Below are 23,943 nucleotides of genomic sequence, written 5' to 3'. Positions count from 1 at the left end.
CGGGCCTTAACTGAACCTAGGGTCACCCGAAAACTGGCGGTAGAATTGCTGGGCAGAGCGGCCGTTGCGCACCCCTTTGCGAGTCGCAAAGCGAACCGCTTCGAGGTGCAATTGCTCACGATCAGCCACCGCGGGAAACAGGGCATCCACCGCCTGCAAGTAGACATCCTGCGAGAAGGGATAAAACGACAGCTGGAGCCCGAAACGGTCTGCCAGCGACACTTGTTCCTCGATGGCTTCAGCGGGGTGTAGCTCTCCGTCACGCACTTCGCTTTTCAGGTTGTCGCTCATGAACTCGGGCATCAGATGACGGCGGTTCGAGGTGGCGTAAACCCGCACGTTCTCGGGTGGCAGCTCCAGGGAGCCTTCCAGCACACTCTTTAGTGCCTTGTAGCCAGACTCCCCCACCTCAAAAGACAAGTCATCGCAGAAGATCACGAATCGGAATGGCAGATCGCAGATGTCATCGACAATTTCCGGCAGGTTCACCAGATCGTCCTTATCCACTTCGATCATCCGCAAGCCCTGATCCTGATAGCGGTTTAACAAAGCCTTGATAAGCGACGATTTACCAGTACCCCTAGAGCCCCAGAGCAAGACATTGTTGGACGGCTGCTTGTTCAGGAATCGTTCAGTATTGCGAGACAGAGCCGCTTTCTGCGTGTCGATGCCAGTGAGATCATCCCAGCTAACCGGGTCCAACCGGCGAATGTCCCTCAAGCCTGACCGATGACGACGCCATACTGCCGCTGGCGTATGCTGCCAATCGAAAAGACTCTCACTCATAACCTTACTCCTTTTGGTTCTTAATTTGCCTGTGCACGGCCTAGCTTTGCTCAGTCGTCCGGGGGTAGGATCTATAACTATTGGATATTACCAGACACTAGGAGCAAAGCATGGCACGTATCTACGACGATAATTCCCTTTCAATCGGCAATACCCCGCTGGTCAAACTGAACCGGGTAAACGACGGGGCCACCATTTGGGCAAAGATTGAAGGCCGCAACCCGGCGTATTCAGTCAAATGCCGTATTGGTGCGGCCATGATCTGGGATGCCGAGAAACGTGGTGTGCTGAAGCCTGGCATGACCATTGTCGAGCCTACCAGCGGTAACACCGGTATCGCCCTTGCTTACGTAGCCGCTGCCCGGGGCTACAAGCTGGTATTGACTATGCCTGCGTCGATGAGTCTGGAGCGACGTAAGGTGCTGAAAGCGCTTGGTGCAGATCTGGTATTGACCGAGCCAGCCAAAGGTATGCCGGGTGCCATTGCCCGCGCGAAGGAAATCGTGGATGCAGATCCAGACAACCACTTCCTGCCTCAGCAGTTCGAAAACCCGGCTAACCCGAAAATTCACGAAGACACCACCGGTCCGGAAATCTGGAACGACACGGATGGTGCCGTCGATATTTTCGTAGCGGGCGTAGGCACCGGCGGCACCCTGACCGGCGTATCCCGTTACATCAAAGGCACTCAGGGCAAGGCGATTACCACTGTCGCGGTGGAGCCGACCGATTCCCCGATTATCGGCCAAGTGAAAAGCGGACAGGAACCGAAGCCTGCGCCCCACAAAATCCAGGGTATTGGTGCCGGCTTTATTCCGGGCAACCTGGATATGGACTTGGTGGATCAGGTTGAAGCGGTATCCAATGAAGATGCGATGGCTATGGCACATCGCTTGATGCAGGAAGAAGGCATCCTATGCGGCATTTCCTGCGGAGCCGCTGTTGCTGCAGCCGTTCGAGTCAGCAAACAGCCGGAACACAAAGGTAAGAACATTGTGGTGATTCTGCCGGACTCGGCCGAGCGCTACTTGTCCAGCGCACTGTTCGCTGACACCTTTGGCGAACTGGAAAATCAGCAGTAATTAAAAAAAGCGCAGCCGAAATCGGCTGCGCTTTTTACTTTCTAAGTTTACGGATCAGAACTGGAATTTCAGACCAACCCGACCGGTATCAAAGTCCGGACCGCTGTTGTTCACCTGGCCGTTAAAATCGTCTTCATCAATGTCAACGTTGTAGCGGTTGTATTCCGCAAAGGCGGTGAGCTGTTCCGTTACCCGGAAGTCCACGCCGGCACCTACAAACGGGTTCACTTCATCGTAGGTTTCGCTTTCATCGAAAGCGTCCACATCAAACGCGGAAGCAAAGGCACCCGCTTTAGCATAGACACCAAAGCTCTGAGTTAAGGGCAGGCGACCAATGGCACTCAGCCCAGCACCTTTGAGTTTACCTTCCACATCATCGTCACCAAAATTGCCGAAATCGATGTACTCGGCCTCAAGCGCAAAGAACTCGTTGAACTGGTAACCCAAAGCGGCACCCAGCATATCGTTTTCATCTTCAAATTCGCCGCCATGGGACTTATAGCCACCATAACTACCACTGATATACGGACCTGAATTATCACGGCTGACATTGTCTTGTGCCCAAACTGCCGGTGCCGTCAGCACAGCAGCACAGCAGCACTTAGAACCGTGACATACACAACATGAGATTTATAGCTCATAACGCGTCTTCCTCCGTGGTTGGGTTAAGCGTGTTATCACCCTACCAAGGACAATCGCGTTTTTGGGTTAACCCCGGACTAAGATTTGTTCATTGTCTCTTCATCTACTGACCCAGCGGCTCTCTGGCTTGGACTCACCACAGCCAGCTCAACAACCATTCGCCCAGCACAAGAAACACTGCTGTAACTCAGCTTTGAAATACCGTGATGACAAGCCCTGACACTACGGCTTACCGGCCGAACGACCGGGATCGCATCCAGCATCTGAAAGGTCTCATCCGCGACAGATAAGTGCACCCGTTTAAGCTTTGTTGCGCCGTGCTGCAAACCGTGACCCAGCACATCCGCCAAGCCCCGCCACCATTGCAGGTTGTTGTTCATATTGTTCATACCAGCCACTCCTGCAGTTGCTTGCTCACTAATGGATGATGAGCAAGACGGACATGATCCACTCCCGGAAAATTAGCCTTCGCCGTCAACTCCCACCCTTTCCGACGCACACCGTGAGCGCTGGACCGATGCACCAGCGCATCGCCAAACCAGGCGTTCACGGGATGGCGCTCACCTTTCATCAACAACCCACTCACAGCAAAATGCCGCGCACCAGGCAGCAAAGGTTTCTCATCCGTTCCCGGTTCAAAAACCTCACCACGGGAAAGGTTTCGGATACCTTCACTGCGCAAATCGATCACTTCACCGACTACCTTCACGTAATCTCTGGGCACTTTATTCAACTTACCTGCAGCCTTATGGGCTCCAATAGCGAGCCAGGAGCCGTCATGAGGCGAGCCGATGTAGACACAATCCAACAATTTACCGGCCCAGCTGTGGCCCTTTGTGGAACCGTAATAACAAGCACTACGGATCAGCAAGCCACCCATACTGTGGCCCAGAAGAATCAGGCGTTTCACCGGCACCGGCCAGTTCACCACCAACCGTTCTATCAGGTCAGCCAAATCCTGGCCATTGCGGTAAATGGGCCGCCCTGAGTTGAAGCGCAGCTTCAAGGCAGTGGTATCGCCTAGGGTTTGTGCCAGCTCAGAGCCGTAATGTTCTTCATCCCTACCGGGGAAATCCCAAACCGATTCCAACTCCATTAAGCCATGAAGGGAGAGGCACAGCGTACTGCCCGGTTCAGCCAGTTCCGGATGGCCTGCATTCAGCACCTTACCACCGGCAAACAGAGTCATAGGCACTGCCAGCCCATTGCCACGAGCTTCCAACCAGTCCCCTAAAAAGCCACTGGCAATGGCCGAAATGTGTTGTTGAATTTTTCCAGCTGACACCGAAACCACCATGAACGTCTCCTCGTTATACGGGCAGTGTACGCTCTTCCCCAGCTTCCGGTATGGCCCATGTGCAGCCTTGCGACGCGCGCAAAGCAAACACTCGGGCAGTGAGTGTTTCAGCCACTTCAACTATTCTTAATAGCGTCGCAATCTCCATATCAAAAGAATACTGTTAGCCTTACGGCTATTCACTCACGAATACACTCTAGTACCGTGCAAACTCAGGAGTTGATGAATGCGTTCTGCCTTAATGATCACCGCTCTGATGAGTGCTTTCTTTATCACGGGCGCCCACGCAGCCTCGCCATCAAATACCTCAGCGAAGGACCCGGAGGTGCTTGGTTTTGTTGAATGGGTGGTGATGGACGACACCGAAGTCAGACTGAAAGCGAGGCTCGACACCGGAGCCAAAACCTCGTCTCTGCATGCCGTTAACGTAGAACCTTTTGAGCAAGACGGTGAGGAATGGGTTAGGTTCAAACTGCCGTTAGGGGACCATGAAGACCAGCCCAGTGAGGGCCAATTGGACCACGAAGATGTCATTCTGGAATTTGAGCGCCCGGTGCACCGTACCGTACTGATCAAGCGAAAAGGCGCACCCTCGCAACGGCGATACGTGGTGAATATGGAATTCTGCATTTCTGGAAACCTACACGAAACCCAGTTTTCACTGACCGACCGAGGACGTTTTTCCTATCCGGTCTTGTTGGGCCGACGCTTCATGCGCGACGACAACATTCTGACCGACTCCGCCCAGAGCTTTATGGCCACCAAAGAGTGTAAATACCGCACACTCGAGGAGCTGGCTGAGCGCCCGGAAGCGCTTAAACGACAAAGCTAAAGGGTTATCGAGCCGTTTCTGGCTCGTCATTTCGAACCCTCAGAAAACTGGCAAAACGGGGCAACCCGGTTGCGGTAAGCCCCCGGTAGCGAAAGGTCACCATCGCCCCGAGTGGCGGTGGATTCCGGCGGTCAGCATTACTGAATCCGGTTCCGATACGGAACCGGCGGCCATTCTCAAGCACCACTTCCAGTGCCCCCATCATGTCCTGATACTTGCCGTTACCGGGTAGGTGATCAACCACTAAGGCTTCTGCATCCTCAAACGTTTTCACCTTGAGTAAATCATCCGAACGCCCGGCGTGGTATAGGCCGGCTTTGCGCTTGAGCATCAAGCCTTCCCCGCCGGCAGCCACTGTCGCTTTTAGCTTCTCCATCAGGGCTTCATGGCCTGCGATCGGGTGCTGTTCAACCAACACCAGATAGCGCGAACCAGACTCTTCCACCAGCCTTTTCAATTGCTGATAACGACTCGCAAACGGCATGTTCTTAATGGGGATATCAAAGGCATGAAAGCGCACACTTTGCCATTCGCCCTCAACCGGTTGCTGCTTGCGAACCACCCCGGATAACTGGGAAAACTTCCCTCGCCCGCTCCATAACTCGCCATCCAGAGGCTGATCCGGAAATTGCTCGGTGAACCACGGCGGAGCAGCGTAAACGTGCCCGCCCCGAGACCAGAATTGCTCGCCATCCCAATAGGCACGCACACCATCTAGCTTCTCGCTGACCCAATAAGCCTGAAGATCAACGCCTTGCTGGTACACATTTGCCAACGGGATAGCCGGAGGCTCCGCCCGGGCTAGCGATGAATGTATGAACGTAGTGAATAAAACGATAAGACCGACCACCAAAGCCCATGCCCTGACAGGTCGGATAGTGAAGAGTGGCATCATCCTTTGCCTTATAACGTCCTGTAAACGGTTCTTTAGCACTGAAGCGAAGGGGCAACTCTAACTTACTGGGACCTATCGCTTTTATGATCTGGTTGGAGCTTTTCAGCACTGCAGACATTTCTCACAACGCCAACTGCAATGGTCCTACACAGAAAATCCGTCGTTAAGGTAATTTCAGCCGCCCCAAAAACCATCAGGATTATCGAATGGATTCCCAAACACTCTCAAGGACCGAACAATGGCTAGGCTCCGTACTGGCTAACCTGAAAAAATACATCCTGGCGATCGTTGGTGTTGCTTTCGCTTTGTTCCTCGCCATGTCGTCCTTCTTTACAACTCAGCTCGGCTACACCTATGTGGTGCAAGATACCTTGTTCGGCAGTATCCGAGTGTTCACCGAGCCCGGCGTTCACTTTAAGGTTCCGATGTTTTCTAACGTTTATACCTACAATCAGGCCATGACGCTCAGCTTTGGCAACCAGGAGAGCGGTGAAAAGATCAAATCCACCCGCCAGCTGACGGAAGTCGAGGTTCAGTTCGCGGACACTTACACTGCCCGCATCCCCGCTACGTTCCGCTTCCGGCTATCGGCCGATCCAGCAAAGATCGTCGCCATGCATCGAGAGTTTCGCAGCTACGACAACCTGATCGACTCCTTGCTCATTAAAAATGCCAAGAATGTCACGGTTGTAACAGCAACGCAGTACACCGGGGAGGAATTCTTTCAGGGCGGCCTGAACAAGTTCAAGGTGCAGCTCGAAGATCAGCTACAGAACGGCCTGTACGAAACCGAAAGGCGCCAAGTGGAAATTGAGCAAACCGATCTTGCCGCAGTCTCTTCCTCTAACGACGACGGCGACCGGCTCGAGCGGAAAGTTCAACTGGTGTGGAAGAACATCATCCTTCAAGACAAAGCGGGGCAAGCCAAGCGAATTGCCAACCCTCTAGATTCCTACGGCATTCAGGTTCGCCAGGTAACCATCGGCCGGCCACTTCCCGAAAAACGTCTGGATGAACTTTTGATCAAGAAAAAAGACCTAGTGGCCAAGCGCATCACCGCGATCCAGGCACAGGAAACCGCTCGTGCAGAAGCCAAGACCGCACAGCTGGAAAAAGAGATCGAAAAAGCACGGGCAATTCAGGACGCTCAGCGCAGCAAAGAGCTCGCCATCATTTCGAAGCAGAAAGAAGTAGAAATGGAACGCCAACAGGCTCAGCTGGAAACCGTTCGAAAAGAGAAAGAAAAGGCCGTTGCCGTTCTGGAAAAGCAGAAGCAGCTGGAGATTTCTGTCGCTGAGCGTGACATTCAAAAAGCCAATGCAGAAGCCGCTACCTATGCCGCTAAAGCCATTCGTGAGCAAGGTATGGCTGAGGCCGAAGTCGCTAAGGCTCACCTATTGGCCAAGCAGGCTGCTCGGGATATCTACATGGCTGAAATTCAGCGGGATATTGCTCAGGTGATGTACCCGGCACTGAAGGATGTCACCATCGACATGCCCGATTACTACGTGGGCGGTGACGGCTCAGGAAGCCCGGTCAGCAGTTTGGAAGTGTTCACCAGCTTGGGTGCCATGGAACAGCTGCGCAGAGCCAGCGGTCAAACAGCGTCCAGATAACCCACGGATAAACGAAACTCAATCTATCCAGAAATAGCCCTTACAAGCGAGAAACTCACCGATTGTAAGGGCTACTAATCCGTCTGGTTGTTGATAGATTCGCGGTTAGACCGTCATCATTACGCGGTAACGTACTTCAACAATTCAACCACCTGCTCGGGGGTTTGCGCCCAAGCCATGGCGGCGGCATCCACTTCTTTCAGCGGGTGCACAATGTCTTCATCGTGCAGGGTGACGTAGGGCGTACCCATCGCAGCACAGTAGCCGGCATCGAATGCTGCGTTCCACTGCTTATACTTGTCGCCGAAGCGAATCACCGCCAGATCACATTGCTCAAGCAAGGTCTTGGTGCGGATTGCGTTGACCTTGGAGGACTGGTGATCCCGCCAGAAGTTGTTCTCCGGCTTACCCAGAAAATCACCGGCCGCATCGCTGGAATCGTGGTCGGTATTGGCAGACACAAACTCTACCGGCAGGCCAGCGGCTTCAGCACCGGCAGCAATCTGCTCGCGCCAGTCCGTATGAATTTCACCGGATAGGTAAACAGTCCAGATCATTATGCTCTCCTGTTGGCATTCAAAGGCTTTGAACTGGGGATGATACGCCAATGCCCGTAGATGTTCACTGCGGGTTACCGACCCTCAGCCGTTAACCCGCATGCCCTATGCGCAGCAGTCTGCGCTACGCCATCAGCTTCAACAGTGCTTCCGCCGCCGCCCCGGAAGACGCCGGGTTCTGCCCGGTCACCAGAAGACCGTCGGTTACGACATAGGACTGCCAGTCATCACCCTTGCTGTAATGACCGCCATTTTCTTGCAGCATATCTTCAACCAGAAAAGGCACTACATCGGTCAGGCCAACTGCGTCTTCCTCGGTATTGGTAAACCCGGTGACCTTCTTGCCAGACACCAGAGGTTTCCCGTCTTCGCCTTTGACGTGGCGCAGCACTCCGGGTGCGTGACAAACCGCCGCTACCGGTGTACCTGCCTGAATCGCGTTTTCGATCAAGGCAATGGATTTCGGATTCTCCGCCAAGTCCCACAAAGGGCCGTGGCCGCCCGGGTAGAAAACGGCGTCGAAGTCTTCGAGCGATACGTCCTCCAGTTTCGCGGTTGACGCCAATGCGGCCTTGGCTTCCGAATCGGCCTCGAAACGATGCGTGGCATCGGTCAGGGCGTCTTGTTGATTGCTGTTAGGATCGAGCGGAGGCTGGCCACCCTTCGGTGACGCCAGGACCACCTTGGCGCCCGCGTCTTTAAACACGTAGTAAGGCGCAGCCAGCTCCTCGAGCCAGAAACCGGTCTTTTCACCAGTATTTCCTAGTTGATCGTGGGATGTCAGTACCATTAACACGTTCATAGTCTTACCTCACCTGATCTGAATTGGGTCGTTCGTTGGCGCGAATGGCGCGCAGGTTATGCTCCGAAATCCACCACCACTTTGCCGAAGTTCTTGCCTTCCAGAAGACCAATGAAAGCTTCCGGCGCGGCTTCGATGCCTTGCACGCGATCTTCTTTGATACGAATCTGACCGGCCTGCAACCATTGGGTCATTTCTTGGGCGAACGGCGCGTACCCGGTTTCGTAATGATCCATGATGATGAACCCCTGCATTCGAATCCGTTTGCGCAAAATCATGCCAGCAAGCATGGGCACGCGATCCGGGCCCTGCGGTAGTTCCGTCGCATTGTAGTGAGCAATCACGCCACACACCGGAATACGGGCGAAATCGTTGAGCAGCGGCAACACCGCATCGAACACCGCACCACCCACGTTCTCGTAATACACATCAATGCCATCCGGTGCGGCTTCGGCAAGCTCTGCCTCGAAATCCGGCGAGTGCCGGTCTAAGCTCACATCAAAGCCCAGAGTGTCTTTTACGTAACGCTGTTTATCGCCGCCACTGGTGATCCCAACCACCCGGCAGCCTTTGAGTTTCGCGATTTGACCCACCACCGAGCCTACCGCACCGCTGGCTGAAGCGACAACAACGGTTTCACCGGGTTTCGGCTCGCCGATATTCAGCAATCCGTGATAAGCGGTGAAGCCGGGCATGCCCATCAGGCTCAAGGCGTATGAGGGTTCGGGCAAGCCTTCGACAGACATCAGTTCAGAGCCGTCAGATACCGCGTACTCCTGCCATCCGCTGCCAGCCAGCACCCGGTCACCTTTGGCGAACTTCGGGTTTCTGGATTCCACCACTTCCGACACGGTGCCGCCTACAATCACTTCGCCGATGTTCAAAGACGGCGCGTAGGACGGAGCCTCACTCATTCGACCGCGCATGTACGGGTCCAAGGACAAGTAGCGGGTTTTGAGTAGCACTTCCCCTTCATTCAGGCTCGGCACCTCACTCTCCACCAGTTTGAAATCCTCGGGTGTCGGTGCGCCGTTCGGACGCTGATTCAAAACCCACTGTCTATTTTTCAACGATGAATTTTCCATGATCTTTTCTCCTCCGTTACAGGCTGGCTTCGAGGGCACGACGGCTGATGTCCGGTGTCACATCTCCGTGCTCACCCAGCTTAGTCATACCGTGGCGCTCAAGCTGGCTGATGATGTCGTCGATGGAACTTTCATCGAGTCCGTAATCTGGCAACCGCGTAGGAATAGACAGGCTTTCAAAAAACTGACGGGTGGCCTGAATCGTTTTTTCGATGCGCTCTTCTTCAGAGCCTTCACGAATGTTCCAGACCCGCTCACCATACTGTAGCAACTTTTCAGCTTTTGACTCGCGACGCACATCCAGCATCCCTGGCAGCACAATAGCCAACGTCCGCGCATGATCGATGCCGTACAACGCTGTCAATTCATGGCCAACCATGTGGGTTGCCCAATCCTGAGGTACGCCAGCACCGATCAAACCGTTCAATGCCAGCGTAGCCACCCACATCAGGTTCGCTCTCAGTTCATAGTTTTCCGGGTCTTCCAGCACTTTCGGGCCGATCTCGACGAGCGTTTGCAGCAAACCTTCCGCAAAGCGGTCCTGCACCAAACCATTCGCCGGATAGGTCAGATATTGTTCAATGATATGAGTGAACGCATCGGCCACTCCGTTGCTGACCTGCTTCGCGGGCAGTGTGAAGGTTTTAACCGGGTCCAGAATGGAGAACGCGGGATAAACCAGCGGGCTGGCAAACGGCAGTTTTGCTTGAAGCGCCTTGTTGGTCACGACAGCGCCGCTGTTCATCTCAGAACCGGTGGCCGGCAACGTCAACACGGTGCCAAACGGAATGGCTTGGGTAATGTTCCGCCCCCGTTTTTCCAGAATGCTCCAAGGGTCACCGTCAAAACCAACGGCGGCGGCTACAAATTTCGTTCCGTCGATTACGGAACCACCACCAACCGCCAGCAAGAAGTCAAACTGGTCCTGCTCGATTAGCGCGACGGCTTTCATCAAGGTTTCGTAGGTCGGGTTTGGCTCGATACCACCAAACTCGGCCACTTGCCGGTCGCCCAACGCTTGCTTGACCTCGTCGATGGTGCCCGTTTTCCTGGCACTTTCACCGCCGAACAGCACCAACACCCGCGCATCGGCAGGCACCAAGCTATCAAGGCGCTGAATAGTGCCTTCGCCAAATACGATTCGCGTGGGATTGTAGAACTCAAAATTATTCATAACGCCTCGCTCTTAGACCAGTCGTCTAGTGATTAGGTAAATAAAAAGCCGATCAGATCGGCTTAGTTTTTAACATCTGCTCTCAGTCTAAAACATGATTAGACCAGTCGTCTACAGCTGCAGGGGAATTCTCTTAATCTTTAGGTGCTCAACTCCGCGTTCTTTTCCCCTAAACTAACGACACCAACGCCATCAGCCCAAAGAACAAACCGAAAATCGCGGCCATGGGCAAAGCCTCTTCATAAGTGCGGAGCGGCTTCAAAAAGCCCCGTTTTAAGGCTTTTATAAAGCGCTTGGGAGTGTAGATATTCTTCCTGTAGTTCGCACGATAATACGCTTGAGTTGCCGTGGGCATAGTGTCTCGATCGAAGCGATACCAGAGTTTCAACACCCCCATCCGATCCTTCTTGCGAGCCCAGTCCCCTAATACTCCCGGCAATAAACGAAAAAACACGGCAGACCCGAAATCGATGATCTTCGGTTCGCCCGCTGGCGAGCACAGCACATTACCGGAGTTTCCCAGATCAAAATGAACCACGCCGCTTCTGTGCATCTGTTGCACGGAGGCGTAAAGCTTCACAAAGAAGTCTTCCGGAACCCCGCCTCGCTTCCCCAGCTCTTTTAGCGGCACTCCATCAACGTGCTGGTACTGAAAAGCTCCGCTGTCCTCAGCACACCGGTACACATCGTTAGGGGTGAACGGCAGACCTTCAACGGCCTTGAGCATTCGGTATTCATGCTTGGCCAGCATTCGAAAGTATTGAGTCAGCGGAAATACAAAAGAGGGGTAGGTTTTCACCACCTGCCTTTCGCCCATTTGGCTCTCGGCCACAACCGTTGCCGGCTTATGCCAACGCCGACCACGATCACTTGCTCCAGCACATTGAGCACTGACATCGAGAAAGGTGCCACCACGAGAACTCATTACGCATTCCTTTTGATTGATATTACCGAGCAATATCGGGGGAATGGCTATTATTGGTGGGCAGGAGGTTTTTGAATAATTCAGAAGCCGTATCCTTCATATCACTATGAGTGATATGAAGGATAGAAAGGGGCCGTCGTTTGTATATTCCGTGATTAAACAGGGTTCAACGCGGTTTTATAGCCCGAGCATTTCTCTAGTCGATGCCAGCGCGCACTCCATGGGATCGCGGTCGCGGGTGATCTTGCTGCGCAGGCTCGCACCGAGCCACAACTGGTAAAGGGTTGAGGCCGTTACCTTTGCGTTCAAAGTCGCCGGCAAGGAGCCGTCAGCGATGCCCTCGGCAACCGCTTGCTCCAAACGAGCGACTACCCGGGATGTTTCCCGAGCCAAAACAGCTCGCATAGTTTCGGACAAGTCGCTGACCTCGGCGGCCAGCTTCACAGTGAGGCATTTGCCTTTCGGATCGCAGGCCGATTGGGTTTCCAGCCAGGTTTCCCAGTAGCTGATCAAGCGCTCGGCACCGCTCAGGCCCGGGCGCGAAAGCATGGCATCCAATGTTTCGTGGTAGTTGGCAAAATAGCTCTTGAGCAACTCTTCACCAAACGCTTCTTTAGAGCCGAAATAGTGATAGAAAGATCCTTTCGGCACGCCGGCAGCCTGCAAGATCTGGTTTAATCCCACAGCACTGAAGCCCTTGCCACTGATAATGACCTGGGCGGTTTCGAGGATGTGGGTGCGCACATCTTGAGTTGCTACTTTTGGTTCCATGGCGAAATTCTAAGCGGGATTAGACCAATTGTCTAGAACGCACACTCCGGCTGCCCGTCAGGAGTTTCCGAAGCTTCATCATTACTCCCGCCTACCAATTTTCAAGATCGATCATTAGGATTAGACCAGTCGTCTATACTGTGCGATAGTGACTGCTGAAACTGCCAACACCTTCCGGAGCTAATCACATGATTCTTGTTCACCACTTAAACGACTCACGCTCTCATCGCATTCTCTGGCTGCTTGAAGAGCTGGGCCTTGATTACGAAGTTCGGCGCTACGAGCGTGATCCCGACACCCATCTGGCACCACCCGAACTTTTCAAAGTTCACCCTTTGGGCAAGTCTCCGGTTATTGAGGATGGCGAGAACATCATTCATGAATCCGGCGCGATTATTGATTACCTCGTACGGGCATACGCGGACAACCAAGCCCTGCAACCTGCACCGGACAGCCCGACCTACGAACAGTACGTTCAATGGCTGCACTATGCCGAGGGTTCCGCGATGCTTCCGCTGCTGTTGAAGATCTATGTTGGCCAACTCGGAGATAGCGGCGAACCTCTGCAGCCACGCATCAACAGCGAACTGGACAATCATTTGGGTTTCATTGAGTCATCACTGGCCGGTAAGACGTATCTGGTTGATGAGCAATTCAGTGCTGCGGACATTCAGTTGAGTTTTGTTGGTGAGGTCGCCCATTCCTTTGGGCTGTTGAGCCAGCGTCCCAACCTGAAAGCTTGGGTTGAGCGCTTCCAAGCCCGCCCCGCCTACAAAGCGGCGGTTGAACAAGGCGGGGCTTACAGTCTGGCCAGCTGACGGAGGCCAGCAATTACCTCAGAGGGACGAGCACGGCGAGGCTGTCATAATTTCTTGCCAGCGCTCCTGAAGAAGCCGCTCAAGGTGATCACGCATCCAAATGATGCCGGGGTCACGATCGTGACGCGCATGCCAGATCAAATAAAGACTGGTCGGGTCCACCTTGAACGGTAACTCACTCATCCATAAACCGTTGACGAAGCCGCAATCCTGACTGATCAGCTCGGGCACTGCGGCGATGAGGTTGGTTTCTCTGAGGAGTTCGGGGGCAATAGAAAATTGGTTGACCGTTGCAGCAATCCGGCGGCTTTGGCCTTTCTGATCAAGGTAACTGTCCACGAATCCATGAGCATCACCGGACATGGTCACCAGCAAGTGGCGCGCTTCCAGAAATTCGTCCAGCGTGATGGGCCTTCCAGCAAGAGGGTGGTCTTCGCGCATCGCCAAAACATAACCACTTTCAAACAACCAGGTACTACGCAGGCTGTGATCGTGGTGATTCAACACGCCCACCGCTAGGTCAACGTTTGCTTCCCGAAGATCATCATGAGTACCGTCGGGCGTGTACGGTACGGCATAGACATCCACACCCGGCGCTTCTTGCTCCAGCAACTTGATCAATGGGCGCCACACCATCTCTACGATGACATCTGTGACCGCCAGCCGGAACTTCCGCTTAGAAGTTTGGGGATCAAACTGCGTGGCACTCACGGCATTCGTCAGGGAATACATCGGCCCACCCACTTGATCCCACAGGCTCAACGCATATGACGTGGGCTCAATGTTTCTGCCTTTACGCACGAACACCGGGTCGTTCCAGATCTGGCGCATTCTGGAAATCGCATTCGACACCGCCGGCTGGGTCATGGAGAGGCGGTCAGCCGCTCGAGTAACCGACCGCTCCGTCATGATGGCATCAAAAATATAGAGCAACTGGAGCTCTTGGGTTTTCATCAACATTAACCTCGGGTGGGTTTATTTAGATGTTCAAAGGTAATCTTAACAATCGCTGCCAAAACCCTAAGCCCCTACATCATACTCAGTGATGTATCCCATACTAACTCCGAATTATTCACCGACCCAGTTGAAGCTCATACTTCTTGCCATCTGATACCGCGTCACTCACGACCTCGATATCAACCATTGTCCGAAACAGGAGAAAGAATTATGCGCAATATTATTCTGGCCGCCCTAACTTCACTCGTTGCCATCACTGCCCTGCCTGCACACGCAAGCCTTGCAGACCGATACTCAGACGAGGCACGGGTAGAGACTACAGAGCCTGCCCCATACAGTGGCCAAACTGTCATTCGTGGTGAGATCGTGTCTGACAGCCAGGGCTAAGCATTTCATGTTTCATTTGCATCTTGGCACCAGGGACGGTGCGTTTTTTGATCAGCAGTTCAAGTTAATCCAGACTGACTGACACCCCCTTCCTCCAACGCTCGCTTGGCTTATCCTCATCATTTTCCTTCCGTTTTAGTGGCTCCCACTACCCGACTCCGTTAGAGTTCTAGACCAGAATCCCGCGCTCTAGATAAGGTAAGAAAGATGATGTCTGAACCCAGCCGTAGTATCAGTCCTGCTGGCCCAAATGCTCTGTCAGTAAGCTGGAAGCTGGCGCTTATCGCCATCGCCGTTGTGTGCCTCTCCATCGCTTCGTACATTGAGATCCCCATGGTGCCCGTGCCTATTACCGCGCAAACCTACGTGCTGCTTACCGTTGCTGGGGTTCTAGGCTGGAAACTGGGCACCGTCTCAACGGTTTTATGGCTGGCGCTCGGCGCTACAGGGCTACCGGTTCTTGCGGGCGGCGGAAGCGGGCTGGATTACTTCTTCGGACCAACAGCGGGCTACCTTTTTGCCTTTCCCCTAGCCGTTGCCCTTGTTGGTTTTCTCTTTGCCCGTGGCTGGGACACCAAACACCTGAAACTAGCCTTCATCGCAATGCTGTTGGGCCATGCTGTATGCCTGGGTTTTGGCGGGGTATGGCTCGCTTTTACCATCGGGCCAGCTGATGCATTCCTGAAGGGTGTTCTGCCGTTCTTGCTCGGGGGCGTTATAAAGTCCGCTCTTGCGGTTGCTACCGTCGTTTTCGTTAATCGTTTTACCGTACAGAGTACTTCCCGCTAGGGGAAACAGGGACCTCATGCCTAAAACACGTGCTTATAACTGCCCTGCATGCTCCAACTCTTCTCTGGTGGCTACCGGCAATCCGTCGATCTTTAACTGCCGACACTGTCACGGCCTGTGGTTTGAAGACGGTGCGCTGAACCAAGCCATTGCAAACCAACATGACCACATTAATGACTACGACCATGAGCGCCACCTAGGCTCCGCGCTGCGGACCAGCGACCGGCAATGCCGGCGCTGCCGGGTTTCGATGGTTCATTACCAGCTGCTGGAACACTATACGACCGAAATCGACTGCTGCCCGACCTGTGACGGTGTTTGGCTGGATAAGCATGAAGTCGAGCAAGTGATGCACTCTCCGGAACTGAAACGGGCGCTGAACAACCTCAATGAAAAGGTGAGCTGGAAATCTTGGCTATTTCAGTTTTTTACGGCCATGCCCGTGGAATACAACATTAAGCCCCACCGCACACCTTGGGTCACCCGAGCATTAATTACACTTTGCAGCATCGTGTTTATCGCCGGCCTGCTCTCCCCCGAAATCAACGACTGGGTGTTCGCATACTGGGGGTTCAACTCTGAAAACCAGAGCCCTGCACATTTTGCCATCCAGCTCCTCACCTACCAGTTCGTCCATGGCGGTTTCATGCACTTGGCCGGCAACATGTATTTTCTTTGGATCATTGGGGACAACCTGGAAGACGCTCTCGGGCATGGCGCCTTTCTCGCGCTGTACCTGTTTGCCGGCGTGATGGCGGCTTTGGCAGAACTGCTGTTCTTCGACAGCAGCCAAGGCCCGCTGCTGTTGGTGGGAGCCAGCGGGTCTATCGCCGCGCTATTCGGCCTCTACTTAATGTGGTTCCGCCACGCCAGCCTGACCTTCATGTTCTTTGTCTACCAGAAGAAACTCGCACCCCATTGGTACTTCCTGATCTGGAGCCTGATTAATCTGGTTGGCATGTTCTCCGGCCAAGGCGGTGTAGCTTGGGTGGCCCACTTGGGCGGTTTCGCACTTGGCCTATTGTTGGGCTATCTGCTGCGGGATTATGTGTTCAGGAAGAATCCGCTGATTGCGATGCTGAATCGGCCAGAGGCTGAGTTGCGGCGGTAGGGTGTCAGTACCAGACGTTTCCTAAAAATTTTGTCACTACCACTTGTTGTTATACAACTTATGACGATTGTCTTTCATAAACTGCTCGTAATCCTGCTCGCTCATATCCCGCCAGTAACGGGGGTTACGGCTGTTTTTTTCATCATGGCGTACAGTGCGCGGATCTTCGTGGCGAAAGGACTCGAACAGCGGAATATCCGGCAGTGGCTGGGTGACATCCATATACCTGCAAATCATCAACCAGAACGCCAAAACATCTTCCCGATTGGTGGTGGCAGGCATAAGCTGGTTCAGAGGTAAGGCCCATTCTTCAGTTTTGTGCACTAGGTTCAGACGATACCAGAGGTTACCCTGACGATCTGGCAAGGTAACAAGGTAACCATCCCACTCGTCAAAAGGTGCCTGAGCACTTATCTGCCCCGCTCGCTCGTCGGTGTCCGGGTCATAGTAGAGGGTGACCATTCCGGTACGGCGGTTTAGTTCCCATTTGGGACCTTTGGGCCGACGATAGATTATGTGAGGGAAGTATTTTTCGACGACATAGCCAACTGCCCAGCATATGGACATCGGAAAATAAAAAAAACCAAGGAATGGAAAAACAGCTTCCCACCAGAAGGTACTCCACCCTGTTTTTTCCCCCAGCTCAAACCACATCATTAGCATGGCTAGAACGAATGGTATTAATAACCAAGTAGACGCAAATCGACCGCCATAGCGCATCCAAAGTAGAGCCCAACTGACCCTAGGAAGAGTGGCATAACGAATACTATTTCCGTTGATCCAGCCTGCGGGGTTATAGGGCTCTCCACCGTCTGCTGCTTCTTTCTCAAATTGCTCTCTGTAGTTTTCTTCCTCGACTATTCCCGCCGGCGTCCACGTTTCCAAAGCCTTAGGGGGAAAGACGCCAGATCGACTACTCTTCTCAAGTGGTCGGCTCCCTTGGGTCCAGCCCTTCAGGAACAGCTTGCTATGCCCCGTGGGCATATTTGGTTCGGGACTCTTCCTGTTACCGCGATAAGCGGTATCTTCATACTTTATCCACACAGTATTGGTCATAGCATCATGTCTGTTTAGCTTATACCGTGAGTCTTCTGGTTAGCCCAGAAGGACTGGTTAACTGATGTAAAATCCGGATCTTTATGGATTTCGGGATCAAATCGGGTGTCGTCAGCCAGTTTTGGTGCAGGAAAAACCAGCTTCAAACATTGATCAACACCATTCCAGATCGCCGACCATTGAGCTCGTACTTCAATCCTCGAAACCGTAATACCAGACTTGCGTTCAGGTACCACCAAATACAGTTTTTTCCCGCTTGCATTGGACTGTTCAGCCACAACCTTTACACTTTTAACCTTCGTTACCTCACGAGAGCCAAGCCCCCAGTTTGATCCTCTATACGATGCTTCAACTAGTCTTATTTCTGACCTTAATAAAACCTCATCCAGCAAACCGCACAAATTGTTCTCTATAGTTACTTCCGTATTTACCTTGGAAAACTCTCTTTCCTGATCTGCGGTCAAAACAACACCACGTTTAACTACATTACTGTTAAAATTAGAAGCATTCTTTACAACAATTCGTGGCCGGCAAAGCAAGTTGGTTAACCGATAGAAAGACTCGTCTGGATTATTCCTTAAATACTTAAACTCGTTATCATGCTCGCCACCAAAGGGGCCACGCTTCAGCCATTCTTCCAACGGCTCGTCGTCGAGAAAAATCGCTGCAACTCCGCCAGCAATTGCTAATGTCAGACCAAGCGCCACCCAACCCCAAGGACCTGCCAGGGCTAACCAACCCGCGCCTTGTCCAGCAACTTGGGTCATCAAAACCCCTCCGTACATCGTCATTCCTGTGCCAATAACTGACACTCCATACGCGGCCGCGGAATCATAATCGGCCGTATCGACTTCGTGAGCCAAATCTAACACCGACACTAAAAGCGCAAAACCACCAGTTGCCATACCAGCCACTATACGAGTTGTGATCACTTCCGGAAGAGCTTTTGCCAATGTAGGAAATAACCTGACGATTAGTGATCCTTCGGTCTTCAGTAGAGCGTGATCCAAAACACCCGGCACCACCTTCCAAACACCTAGCTCTTTACTGATCCTTTCCGCTACTAGGGCGCTGGCAAAGGTGAGATCTGCAAAACCACTCACCAACCCGGCCGCTAAACGGGTTTTACCTTTATCGTTTGCTAGCTGAGATAACAAATGTCTTTCTTTCAATAGATTGAAAGCTTCGATGGCAAACACAAAATAAGGAATTCTCGCATGATAAAAAAAACGCTCCCACTTGGTCGTCGATCGCAGCTGCCTATGGGTTTTAACAACCTCAGAATCCTCAGGCGCTACAAATACCTGGACATCCCTTGCTTGTGGCGAGGTACCGAGATCAATATCCTCGACTAATGATCCCAAGCGCGCTTTTGCTGTCGAAGCTAGAATGTTGCCGTCACTATCATAGAATTCCCCGTAAAACCTTTTGTGCATATTCGCTTTATGGCGATACTCATGGTCAGCCTCGGTCAAACCATACTTCAGTCCGATTCCCGGATCTGAAACCCCCAAGATCAACCAACCTTGGGGAACAGCATTTCTGGCAACCAGTTGCACTGTATCGAACAAATTCGGGTCCCGGGCCTTGGCCATACGTAGCAAAGGCCCATAGAATTTAGCGGTTAGCGAATAACTACGAGATTTCAGTTTATTCAGAAGTGCTTGTGAATGCTTCTGCAAACCATCCAGTAACGTGTTAACTGCCGCACTCCATCGCTTCAATTCCGTTACCAACTCAAGGCTTTTGTCATCCTTAGCAACAGCCGCGAGAGCAACTGCGGCTAGGGATTGAGAATCCTCTATCTCCGGCAAAGATTCCGAAATTCCTTTAAGATCATCCGGTCTACACCGGCCATCACCGCATTCTTCCGGCTCCGGAGGTTGGCTCCTTGCAGCCAAGGCTTCATCACTGGGAAAAATCATCGCGTGTAACGGCTGATCGCTCCCCTCTTCGATGATTTTGAGCAAAAGATCGTTGGCGTCCTGTACTTGGTATTCACTGACAACGTCCCGCTCGGACTCTGTATTCCAGTCATTCGGATTTTGGCACAGGACCTGGAAGATGTTGCTGCACACCGAGAATCCTTCCAGATAGTCTGTTTTCTTCAGGGTAAAAAGGTCGGCAAGAGCTGACTGGTATTCGGCTGATTTGATGGTATTTGTTACGAGGTTCTGGGCCCGGGCCATTTCTTCGCGGGCAATGCGCCGTTGGGCAGAGCGCAACGTCATGTGAAGTGGCCCGAAATAGGTCGTATCAAGGTGACGGGCAAAATCATTCAACGGGTTTTTCTGTCCGCCCAATTTCTCAGGCAAGATTACGGACTGTACTAAATGCGCGCTAGCGATATGTCTCGACTTTTGGGCTAATCGAGCCACAGCCTCAATCAAAGACTGGGCTGATAAGGCTTGGGTTACGTGGAGCCTGACACAAAACAGATGATCTTGCAGGATGATTCCTGAGTACCCTTGCTCTCGTGGCTTAGCCAAGCTATCGCCCGATACCCCAATCGGTTTCCAGAGTTCGCTCTCTTCTCCGGATATTTGGCTTTCCAATGCAGCCAACCGTGCAGATGCGGCGCCTTTCAATGCTGCATCCCGATACCCGACTGCTTCCCAAGCTTCCCTAGCGGATTCCTCATTTGCAGCAAAAGCCTCAGCTTCTTCTTTAGCCTGAGAAAATAAACTACGGGAATATTGACCATCGAGGTCATAAACACTTTTCCAAGGTTTAGGGAGATTCTGCTCTAGGTATGGTTCGCGCAACCTCATTTCGGGCAGACCACGTAGCGAGATAAGGCGACCGGGCCGTTCCACATCTTGCGTTTGTGATGCTACTTCAGCAACCGGTTCTGGACCAATTAAAGGCTGGCAACGCTCCTTACGAGCCGAATCAGATGTTTCCAAATACGCCACGCGCTGAGCAGACCACTGCACCTCGGAAAATGCCATCTCAAACTCGTGGAGGAGTGAACGATTCATTTCACAGACTGGTGTCCATATTGCTGTCTGGGCTTTACCTACTGCTGGCCGGCGATCTTCAGTCAGGACTTTTCTGCTGCCTTGTCGATAATCAGCCAAACGTACATCCCGAAACTCCACGCTCCCCTGATCAGTGTACTGTGCCTCCAACTCCCTCCAGAGACGACCTTGACGGAACACGTAAATGAATCCAGGGCGCACAGGTACAACATGCTCCTTCGTATGCTCAGGTTCAGGTTCCGGATCATGAATCAACGTCAGAGGTACCAGCGGTAAAATACGGTTCCACTGTCTCTCTACTTCTCTTTTCGTGGCAGACACCCCTTCAAACAGCGGCACCCGAACGTCAGCGCCTTCTTCTGCCTCGATGTCCAGCCACACATTTCGACCGCCCGCATTCTGCCAGGGCCAGACATTAAGAACTGAATTATCCAGGGTCTCTATTTCAACCTGTTTCTCCAACCACTCTTGCTGTTCATAGTTGGTTTCATCATAGATTCGGAAAGTATGCCCCTCCGGGTGCTCCTTACCTATAACTTCAATAATCAGCGATTCGTCCTCGCAAGTCGGGCTACAACCGGCCGCCAACTGCTTTGCACTATTCTCAGACATCCCTGTCATTCCTTGCGTTCTAAGCGTATCAATTCGGACTCAGGCATCAGGCGTGTTCAATGCCTGCCACTGAGTTTCTGAAAGCGTCGGTACGGGCAGCATAGTGAACAGATTTGGTCTGTCGGTGGTTTGCCAACGTTCCTGACCGCTTTCTCCGTACCAATAAATAACCCGCTCAATCACATCCGCCTGGTCTTGAGTGCCCGGAGATAAGCGTTGCCATACCTCAGGGTCGTAAAGTCGAAGCAGACCCTGACGTTCTCCGTCAAAGCGCACTTTCAAACGCGCCCTTAGCCAACTCGTCACGGACTCAAGGCTCTCAGAGGACTCCAGGATCAGACCGATAAGCCGCCCCTCCTTCAAACCTTGCAAAGCCCACTGATACTCCGGGCTCTTCTGTTTAGCTTCCAGAACAACGGGACTTTCAGCCAGGTATTGTTGCCAGTCAGTCTCAGCAAACAGATATAGCCACTTCGGAACGTCTGTTTGTTCATACAATGACTGCACAACCGATGGTTTCTGCTGCGCTTCCAGCACTAAAAAACGCTCCTTGTCAGTCGAGGGTTTTGCAAATAGCACAACCGGCTCCTTCACGTATCACGCTGTCTGATTCTTATCGCAAGGACAGTTCCCAAGCGGACAAGTGCCATCGGGTTTCTGCTGGCACTGCTCAACAGTAGCCGTTCGATTCATCCGAGCCTGTTTCAGTCGATGGGCAACGATGGCTTTTGGCTGAGCACTCGCTCTCTGGCTAACCTCCGCCAACGCCTCCGGCGCCACTGACCCGCCAGCAGCAGTCACCAACCCCGGCATCTCCGGCACCTGCACCTTCTGCCCGCTGCCCTTACCTGCAGCTCCTCCGGCATTCATCTTGATGCTCGCACCACCGATAGCCACACCGGCGGGATCGATCTTCACGAAGCTGCCGCCGGCCTTCAGGGTGATTTCGGCGCCGGCTTCGATCACCGCTTTCTGGCCGGCCTTGATGTGCAGTTCGGTGCCGGAATCGCTGAGCCAGGCAGTACCGGCTTTCAGGTGTAGGGTACCGCTTACGTTGAAGCTGTGGTCTTTACCTGTCAGCTCGCGCTTCTCGCCATCTACGGTGTGGTGGCTGTTACCTTTGGTGTGGCTGAAGCGGTTGTTTTCGACCGTCAGGTGACTGTCGTTCTTGATGACTTCGGTACGGTTGTTTTCCGTGAGCAAGTCCAGGTCTTTCTGGGCATGAACGTATACCTGCTCTTCACCGGCTTCATCCTCAAACCGCAGTTCGTTGCTGCCTTCACCCTTATGGGTTTTGGTTTTTAATGTGGTGCGGGTTTTGTGTTCCGGCAGTGGGTACGGTGGTGTGTTGGTGGCGTGGTAGGTTCGGCCGGTGATGATGGGTTGATCCGGGTCGCCATCGAGGAAGCTGACAATCACTTCATTGCCGATTCGGGGCAAGGCCATAAAGCCATACTGGCCGCCAGCCCAGCCTTGGGAGACGCGGAGCCAAGCGCTGCTGTGTTCGTCGTTTTTCGAGTAACGATCCCAAGGGAACCGCACTTTTACGCGGCCGTATTGGTCGCAGTGAATTTCCTCGCCTTCCGGGCCGGTCACGATGGCGATCTGGGGGCCGTCCATCATGGGTTTGTGCTCACAAAGGGCACGCCAGGTTTTATCGGCGGGAATGGCGGTGAATTCGTTGGCGTAGCTAGTCGGTTCACTACCACCCTCTTCTTCCAGCGCTTGCGGTTGTTTGCCGGTGTGGGTAATGGCGGTGAGCAACCATTCCCGGTTCAGGCTTTGGCTGTCGTGGTCTTGCAGGTCAACTTTGGCGCCAGCGGCAAAGTCCGGGCGGTTGCTTTTGCCTTTGGCGACGGAGGCATCGTTTCTCAGTGCGTCTAACCGGTTCTGGGTAAACGGCTGGCCGCTGGCGTCGGCTTTGTAACGGCCGGGGTAGTCGTAGTGCTGGTAGTCGTCGCGGTGGTTCACCCCACCGGCACTCTGTTCGTGCATCAGAGCGTAAGCCGGGTTCTTGAAGGTGTAATCTTTCATCGCAACCGATGAAGCCCGCACCCGTTCTTCGTAGGCGAAGCTGAATACACAGGCGTGCTGGGTGCTGCCGCCGGCTTTGGTGTTGCACTCTACGGGATCGAGTTTGGGCGCATCACCGTGATGGTCAGCCAGTACTAATGCGGGTTGTTCTTCGCCGTCCACGCTGCCGTGTTGGTAGCGGAAGTGCCAACCTTCTTCAGCGGCCAGTCGTTCTACGAATTTCAGGTCGCTTTCACGGTGTTGTACGCAGTATTCCCGTTCTTCTGGCGAACGCTTCAGGTCGAACACCGTATCCACAATGCCCCGCTCCTCCAATAGCGTGCGCACAATGGCATCGGTGGTCTGTGCCTGGAAGATACGGCTGTTGTGCATTAAGCCCAAGCGCCACACCGGAGGCTGAATCACCACTTCGTAATGGGTGCGGCGGTGGCCGGTGTTGCCCCGCACGAACTCGTTCACCACGCCGGTAAAGCGGCGAAGAGGCTGGCCGTCTTGCCAAACCACCAGATCCACCGGCTGCTCCAGAACATCCGCAGCTTGCACGTCCGGGTCGGTGCTGGCCAGTTTCAAGCGGCCATGGGAAAGCGTGGATAAACCTTCGGTGAGCACAAAACTGGCAACCACGAAGTGGTCTGAGGAGAATTCGCCAACTCGGGCGGTAAATTGCAATCCGCTTGCCTGGGGCATAACTTCAGTCCCTGAAGAATGAACATTTCCTTTTCAGCCAGCGCCAT

The 23,943-nt window shown here is 53.2% G+C and carries 23 protein-coding genes; 7 read left to right on the top strand and 16 right to left on the bottom strand.

The annotated features are described in order from the left end of the window. Window positions 1–6 precede the first annotated feature (6 nt). Window positions 7–786: an ATP-binding protein gene (locus ACNQ6O_RS00785; RefSeq protein ID WP_418051353.1), complete on the bottom strand. Its 780-nt coding sequence runs from the start codon at window positions 784–786 to the stop codon at window positions 7–9. Between the two features lie 110 nt (window positions 787–896). Between ACNQ6O_RS00785 and cysK the strand changes: the two genes are divergently transcribed. Further along, window positions 897–1,868 carry a cysteine synthase A gene (gene cysK / locus ACNQ6O_RS00780; RefSeq protein WP_114335329.1) on the top strand — a complete coding sequence of 324 codons (972 nt, stop codon included), beginning with the start codon at window positions 897–899 and terminating at the stop codon, window positions 1,866–1,868. Window positions 1,869–1,922: 54 nt separating this feature from the next. Here cysK and ACNQ6O_RS00775 read toward each other — a convergent pair whose 3' ends face one another. The 3 genes from ACNQ6O_RS00775 to ACNQ6O_RS00765 form a co-directional block, all read right to left on the bottom strand. Next, on the bottom strand, window positions 1,923–2,453 hold the full coding sequence (locus tag ACNQ6O_RS00775; RefSeq protein WP_418051352.1) for a porin family protein: 531 nt from the start codon (window positions 2,451–2,453) through the stop codon (window positions 1,923–1,925). Between the two features lie 134 nt (window positions 2,454–2,587). Further along, the gene (locus ACNQ6O_RS00770) at window positions 2,588–2,899 is read right to left on the bottom strand and encodes a hypothetical protein (RefSeq protein ID WP_418051351.1); all 312 of its coding nucleotides are present in this window, start codon (window positions 2,897–2,899) and stop codon (window positions 2,588–2,590) included. Further along, on the bottom strand, window positions 2,896–3,807 hold the full coding sequence (locus tag ACNQ6O_RS00765) for an esterase/lipase family protein (protein WP_418051350.1): 912 nt from the start codon (window positions 3,805–3,807) through the stop codon (window positions 2,896–2,898). Before ACNQ6O_RS00765 ends, ACNQ6O_RS00770 begins: the two co-directional genes overlap by 4 nt. 226 nt (window positions 3,808–4,033) lie before the next feature. On the opposite strand from ACNQ6O_RS00765, the gene ACNQ6O_RS00760 reads away from it, so the two are divergent. Further along, entirely contained in the window at window positions 4,034–4,639 is a 606-nt protein-coding gene (locus ACNQ6O_RS00760; protein ID WP_418051349.1) for an ATP-dependent zinc protease, read from the top strand. 4 nt (window positions 4,640–4,643) lie between these two features. Here the strand turns inward: ACNQ6O_RS00760 and ACNQ6O_RS00755 are convergent, their stop codons facing one another. Further along, complete coding sequence (locus tag ACNQ6O_RS00755; protein ID WP_418051348.1) at window positions 4,644–5,531, bottom strand: DNA ligase; 888 nt, start codon at window positions 5,529–5,531, stop codon at window positions 4,644–4,646. Window positions 5,532–5,740: 209 nt separating this feature from the next. Here ACNQ6O_RS00755 and ACNQ6O_RS00750 point away from each other — a divergent pair, with 209 nt between their 5' ends. Then, window positions 5,741–7,150 carry an SPFH domain-containing protein gene (locus tag ACNQ6O_RS00750; protein WP_418051347.1) on the top strand — a complete coding sequence of 470 codons (1,410 nt, stop codon included), beginning with the start codon at window positions 5,741–5,743 and terminating at the stop codon, window positions 7,148–7,150. Window positions 7,151–7,269: 119 nt separating this feature from the next. On the opposite strand, the gene ACNQ6O_RS00745 is transcribed toward ACNQ6O_RS00750, so the two are convergent. From ACNQ6O_RS00745 to ACNQ6O_RS00720, 6 genes are all read right to left on the bottom strand, one after another. Then, complete coding sequence (locus tag ACNQ6O_RS00745; RefSeq protein ID WP_114335322.1) at window positions 7,270–7,707, bottom strand: YtoQ family protein; 438 nt, start codon at window positions 7,705–7,707, stop codon at window positions 7,270–7,272. Window positions 7,708–7,831: 124 nt separating this feature from the next. Further along, the gene (locus ACNQ6O_RS00740; protein WP_418051346.1) at window positions 7,832–8,509 is read right to left on the bottom strand and encodes a type 1 glutamine amidotransferase domain-containing protein; all 678 of its coding nucleotides are present in this window, start codon (window positions 8,507–8,509) and stop codon (window positions 7,832–7,834) included. 56 nt (window positions 8,510–8,565) lie between these two features. Next, the gene (locus tag ACNQ6O_RS00735) at window positions 8,566–9,594 is read right to left on the bottom strand and encodes an NADP-dependent oxidoreductase (protein WP_418051345.1); all 1,029 of its coding nucleotides are present in this window, start codon (window positions 9,592–9,594) and stop codon (window positions 8,566–8,568) included. 16 nt (window positions 9,595–9,610) lie between these two features. Next, entirely contained in the window at window positions 9,611–10,768 is a 1,158-nt protein-coding gene (locus tag ACNQ6O_RS00730) for an iron-containing alcohol dehydrogenase (RefSeq protein ID WP_418051344.1), read from the bottom strand. Window positions 10,769–10,937: 169 nt separating this feature from the next. Then, window positions 10,938–11,693 (bottom strand): hypothetical protein, encoded by a 756-nt coding sequence (locus ACNQ6O_RS00725; RefSeq protein WP_418051343.1) that lies wholly within the window; start codon window positions 11,691–11,693, stop codon window positions 10,938–10,940. A 177-nt stretch (window positions 11,694–11,870) separates the two neighbouring features. Continuing rightward, window positions 11,871–12,464: a TetR/AcrR family transcriptional regulator gene (locus tag ACNQ6O_RS00720; protein ID WP_418051342.1), complete on the bottom strand. Its 594-nt coding sequence runs from the start codon at window positions 12,462–12,464 to the stop codon at window positions 11,871–11,873. Window positions 12,465–12,652: 188 nt separating this feature from the next. Here ACNQ6O_RS00720 and ACNQ6O_RS00715 point away from each other — a divergent pair, with 188 nt between their 5' ends. Beyond that, the gene (locus tag ACNQ6O_RS00715) at window positions 12,653–13,282 is read left to right on the top strand and encodes a glutathione S-transferase family protein (protein WP_418051341.1); all 630 of its coding nucleotides are present in this window, start codon (window positions 12,653–12,655) and stop codon (window positions 13,280–13,282) included. A gap of 18 nt (window positions 13,283–13,300) precedes the next feature. On the opposite strand, the gene ACNQ6O_RS00710 is transcribed toward ACNQ6O_RS00715, so the two are convergent. Then, window positions 13,301–14,236, bottom strand: coding sequence for a LysR family transcriptional regulator (locus ACNQ6O_RS00710; protein WP_418051340.1), 936 nt, complete (start codon window positions 14,234–14,236; stop codon window positions 13,301–13,303). Window positions 14,237–14,449: 213 nt separating this feature from the next. On the opposite strand from ACNQ6O_RS00710, the gene ACNQ6O_RS00705 reads away from it, so the two are divergent. From ACNQ6O_RS00705 to ACNQ6O_RS00695, 3 genes are all read left to right on the top strand, one after another. Further along, a complete protein-coding gene (locus ACNQ6O_RS00705) occupies window positions 14,450–14,626 on the top strand; it encodes a hypothetical protein (RefSeq protein WP_418051339.1) in 177 nt (58 codons plus the stop codon). Window positions 14,627–14,836: 210 nt separating this feature from the next. Further along, window positions 14,837–15,415, top strand: coding sequence for a biotin transporter BioY (locus ACNQ6O_RS00700; protein ID WP_418051338.1), 579 nt, complete (start codon window positions 14,837–14,839; stop codon window positions 15,413–15,415). Between the two features lie 16 nt (window positions 15,416–15,431). Further along, window positions 15,432–16,526 (top strand): rhomboid family intramembrane serine protease, encoded by a 1,095-nt coding sequence (locus tag ACNQ6O_RS00695; protein ID WP_418051337.1) that lies wholly within the window; start codon window positions 15,432–15,434, stop codon window positions 16,524–16,526. Window positions 16,527–16,562: 36 nt separating this feature from the next. Here ACNQ6O_RS00695 and ACNQ6O_RS00690 read toward each other — a convergent pair whose 3' ends face one another. The 4 genes from ACNQ6O_RS00690 to ACNQ6O_RS00675 are packed head-to-tail and all read right to left on the bottom strand — an operon-like array spanning window position 16,563 to window position 23,896. Beyond that, complete coding sequence (locus ACNQ6O_RS00690) at window positions 16,563–17,582, bottom strand: hypothetical protein (protein ID WP_418051336.1); 1,020 nt, start codon at window positions 17,580–17,582, stop codon at window positions 16,563–16,565. Window positions 17,583–17,596: 14 nt separating this feature from the next. Next, on the bottom strand, window positions 17,597–21,175 hold the full coding sequence (locus ACNQ6O_RS00685) for a hypothetical protein (RefSeq protein WP_418051335.1): 3,579 nt from the start codon (window positions 21,173–21,175) through the stop codon (window positions 17,597–17,599). Window positions 21,176–21,214: 39 nt separating this feature from the next. After that, window positions 21,215–21,754 (bottom strand): DUF4123 domain-containing protein, encoded by a 540-nt coding sequence (locus ACNQ6O_RS00680; protein ID WP_418051334.1) that lies wholly within the window; start codon window positions 21,752–21,754, stop codon window positions 21,215–21,217. An 18-nt stretch (window positions 21,755–21,772) separates the two neighbouring features. After that, the gene (locus ACNQ6O_RS00675) at window positions 21,773–23,896 is read right to left on the bottom strand and encodes a type VI secretion system Vgr family protein (RefSeq protein WP_418051333.1); all 2,124 of its coding nucleotides are present in this window, start codon (window positions 23,894–23,896) and stop codon (window positions 21,773–21,775) included. Window positions 23,897–23,943: the final 47 nt, after the last annotated feature.

The sequence above is a fragment of the Marinobacter sp. SBS5 genome, from assembly GCF_048285575.1.
Taxonomy (GTDB): Bacteria; Pseudomonadota; Gammaproteobacteria; order Pseudomonadales; family Oleiphilaceae; genus Marinobacter.
This window is presented reverse-complemented; position numbering and strand designations above follow the sequence as displayed.

Bases quoted from the DNA above. Each gene is read 5' to 3' on its own strand.
- ACNQ6O_RS00785 (WP_418051353.1), bottom strand. From the start codon at position 786: ATGAGTGAGAGTCTTTTCGATTGGCAGCATACGCCAGCGGCAGTATGG.
- cysK (WP_114335329.1), top strand. From the start codon at position 897: ATGGCACGTATCTACGACGATAATTCCCTTTCAATCGGCAATACCCCG.
- ACNQ6O_RS00770 (WP_418051351.1), bottom strand. From the start codon at position 2,899: ATGAACAATATGAACAACAACCTGCAATGGTGGCGGGGCTTGGCGGAT.
- ACNQ6O_RS00765 (WP_418051350.1), bottom strand. From the start codon at position 3,807: ATGGTGGTTTCGGTGTCAGCTGGAAAAATTCAACAACACATTTCGGCC.
- ACNQ6O_RS00760 (WP_418051349.1), top strand. From the start codon at position 4,034: ATGCGTTCTGCCTTAATGATCACCGCTCTGATGAGTGCTTTCTTTATC.
- ACNQ6O_RS00755 (WP_418051348.1), bottom strand. From the start codon at position 5,531: ATGCCACTCTTCACTATCCGACCTGTCAGGGCATGGGCTTTGGTGGTC.
- ACNQ6O_RS00750 (WP_418051347.1), top strand. From the start codon at position 5,741: ATGGATTCCCAAACACTCTCAAGGACCGAACAATGGCTAGGCTCCGTA.
- ACNQ6O_RS00745 (WP_114335322.1), bottom strand. From the start codon at position 7,707: ATGATCTGGACTGTTTACCTATCCGGTGAAATTCATACGGACTGGCGC.
- ACNQ6O_RS00740 (WP_418051346.1), bottom strand. From the start codon at position 8,509: ATGAACGTGTTAATGGTACTGACATCCCACGATCAACTAGGAAATACT.
- ACNQ6O_RS00735 (WP_418051345.1), bottom strand. From the start codon at position 9,594: ATGGAAAATTCATCGTTGAAAAATAGACAGTGGGTTTTGAATCAGCGT.
- ACNQ6O_RS00730 (WP_418051344.1), bottom strand. From the start codon at position 10,768: ATGAATAATTTTGAGTTCTACAATCCCACGCGAATCGTATTTGGCGAA.
- ACNQ6O_RS00725 (WP_418051343.1), bottom strand. From the start codon at position 11,693: ATGAGTTCTCGTGGTGGCACCTTTCTCGATGTCAGTGCTCAATGTGCT.
- ACNQ6O_RS00720 (WP_418051342.1), bottom strand. From the start codon at position 12,464: ATGGAACCAAAAGTAGCAACTCAAGATGTGCGCACCCACATCCTCGAA.
- ACNQ6O_RS00715 (WP_418051341.1), top strand. From the start codon at position 12,653: ATGATTCTTGTTCACCACTTAAACGACTCACGCTCTCATCGCATTCTC.
- ACNQ6O_RS00710 (WP_418051340.1), bottom strand. From the start codon at position 14,236: ATGAAAACCCAAGAGCTCCAGTTGCTCTATATTTTTGATGCCATCATG.
- ACNQ6O_RS00705 (WP_418051339.1), top strand. From the start codon at position 14,450: ATGCGCAATATTATTCTGGCCGCCCTAACTTCACTCGTTGCCATCACT.
- ACNQ6O_RS00700 (WP_418051338.1), top strand. From the start codon at position 14,837: ATGTCTGAACCCAGCCGTAGTATCAGTCCTGCTGGCCCAAATGCTCTG.
- ACNQ6O_RS00695 (WP_418051337.1), top strand. From the start codon at position 15,432: ATGCCTAAAACACGTGCTTATAACTGCCCTGCATGCTCCAACTCTTCT.
- ACNQ6O_RS00690 (WP_418051336.1), bottom strand. From the start codon at position 17,582: ATGACCAATACTGTGTGGATAAAGTATGAAGATACCGCTTATCGCGGT.
- ACNQ6O_RS00685 (WP_418051335.1), bottom strand. From the start codon at position 21,175: ATGTCTGAGAATAGTGCAAAGCAGTTGGCGGCCGGTTGTAGCCCGACT.
- ACNQ6O_RS00675 (WP_418051333.1), bottom strand. From the start codon at position 23,896: ATGCCCCAGGCAAGCGGATTGCAATTTACCGCCCGAGTTGGCGAATTC.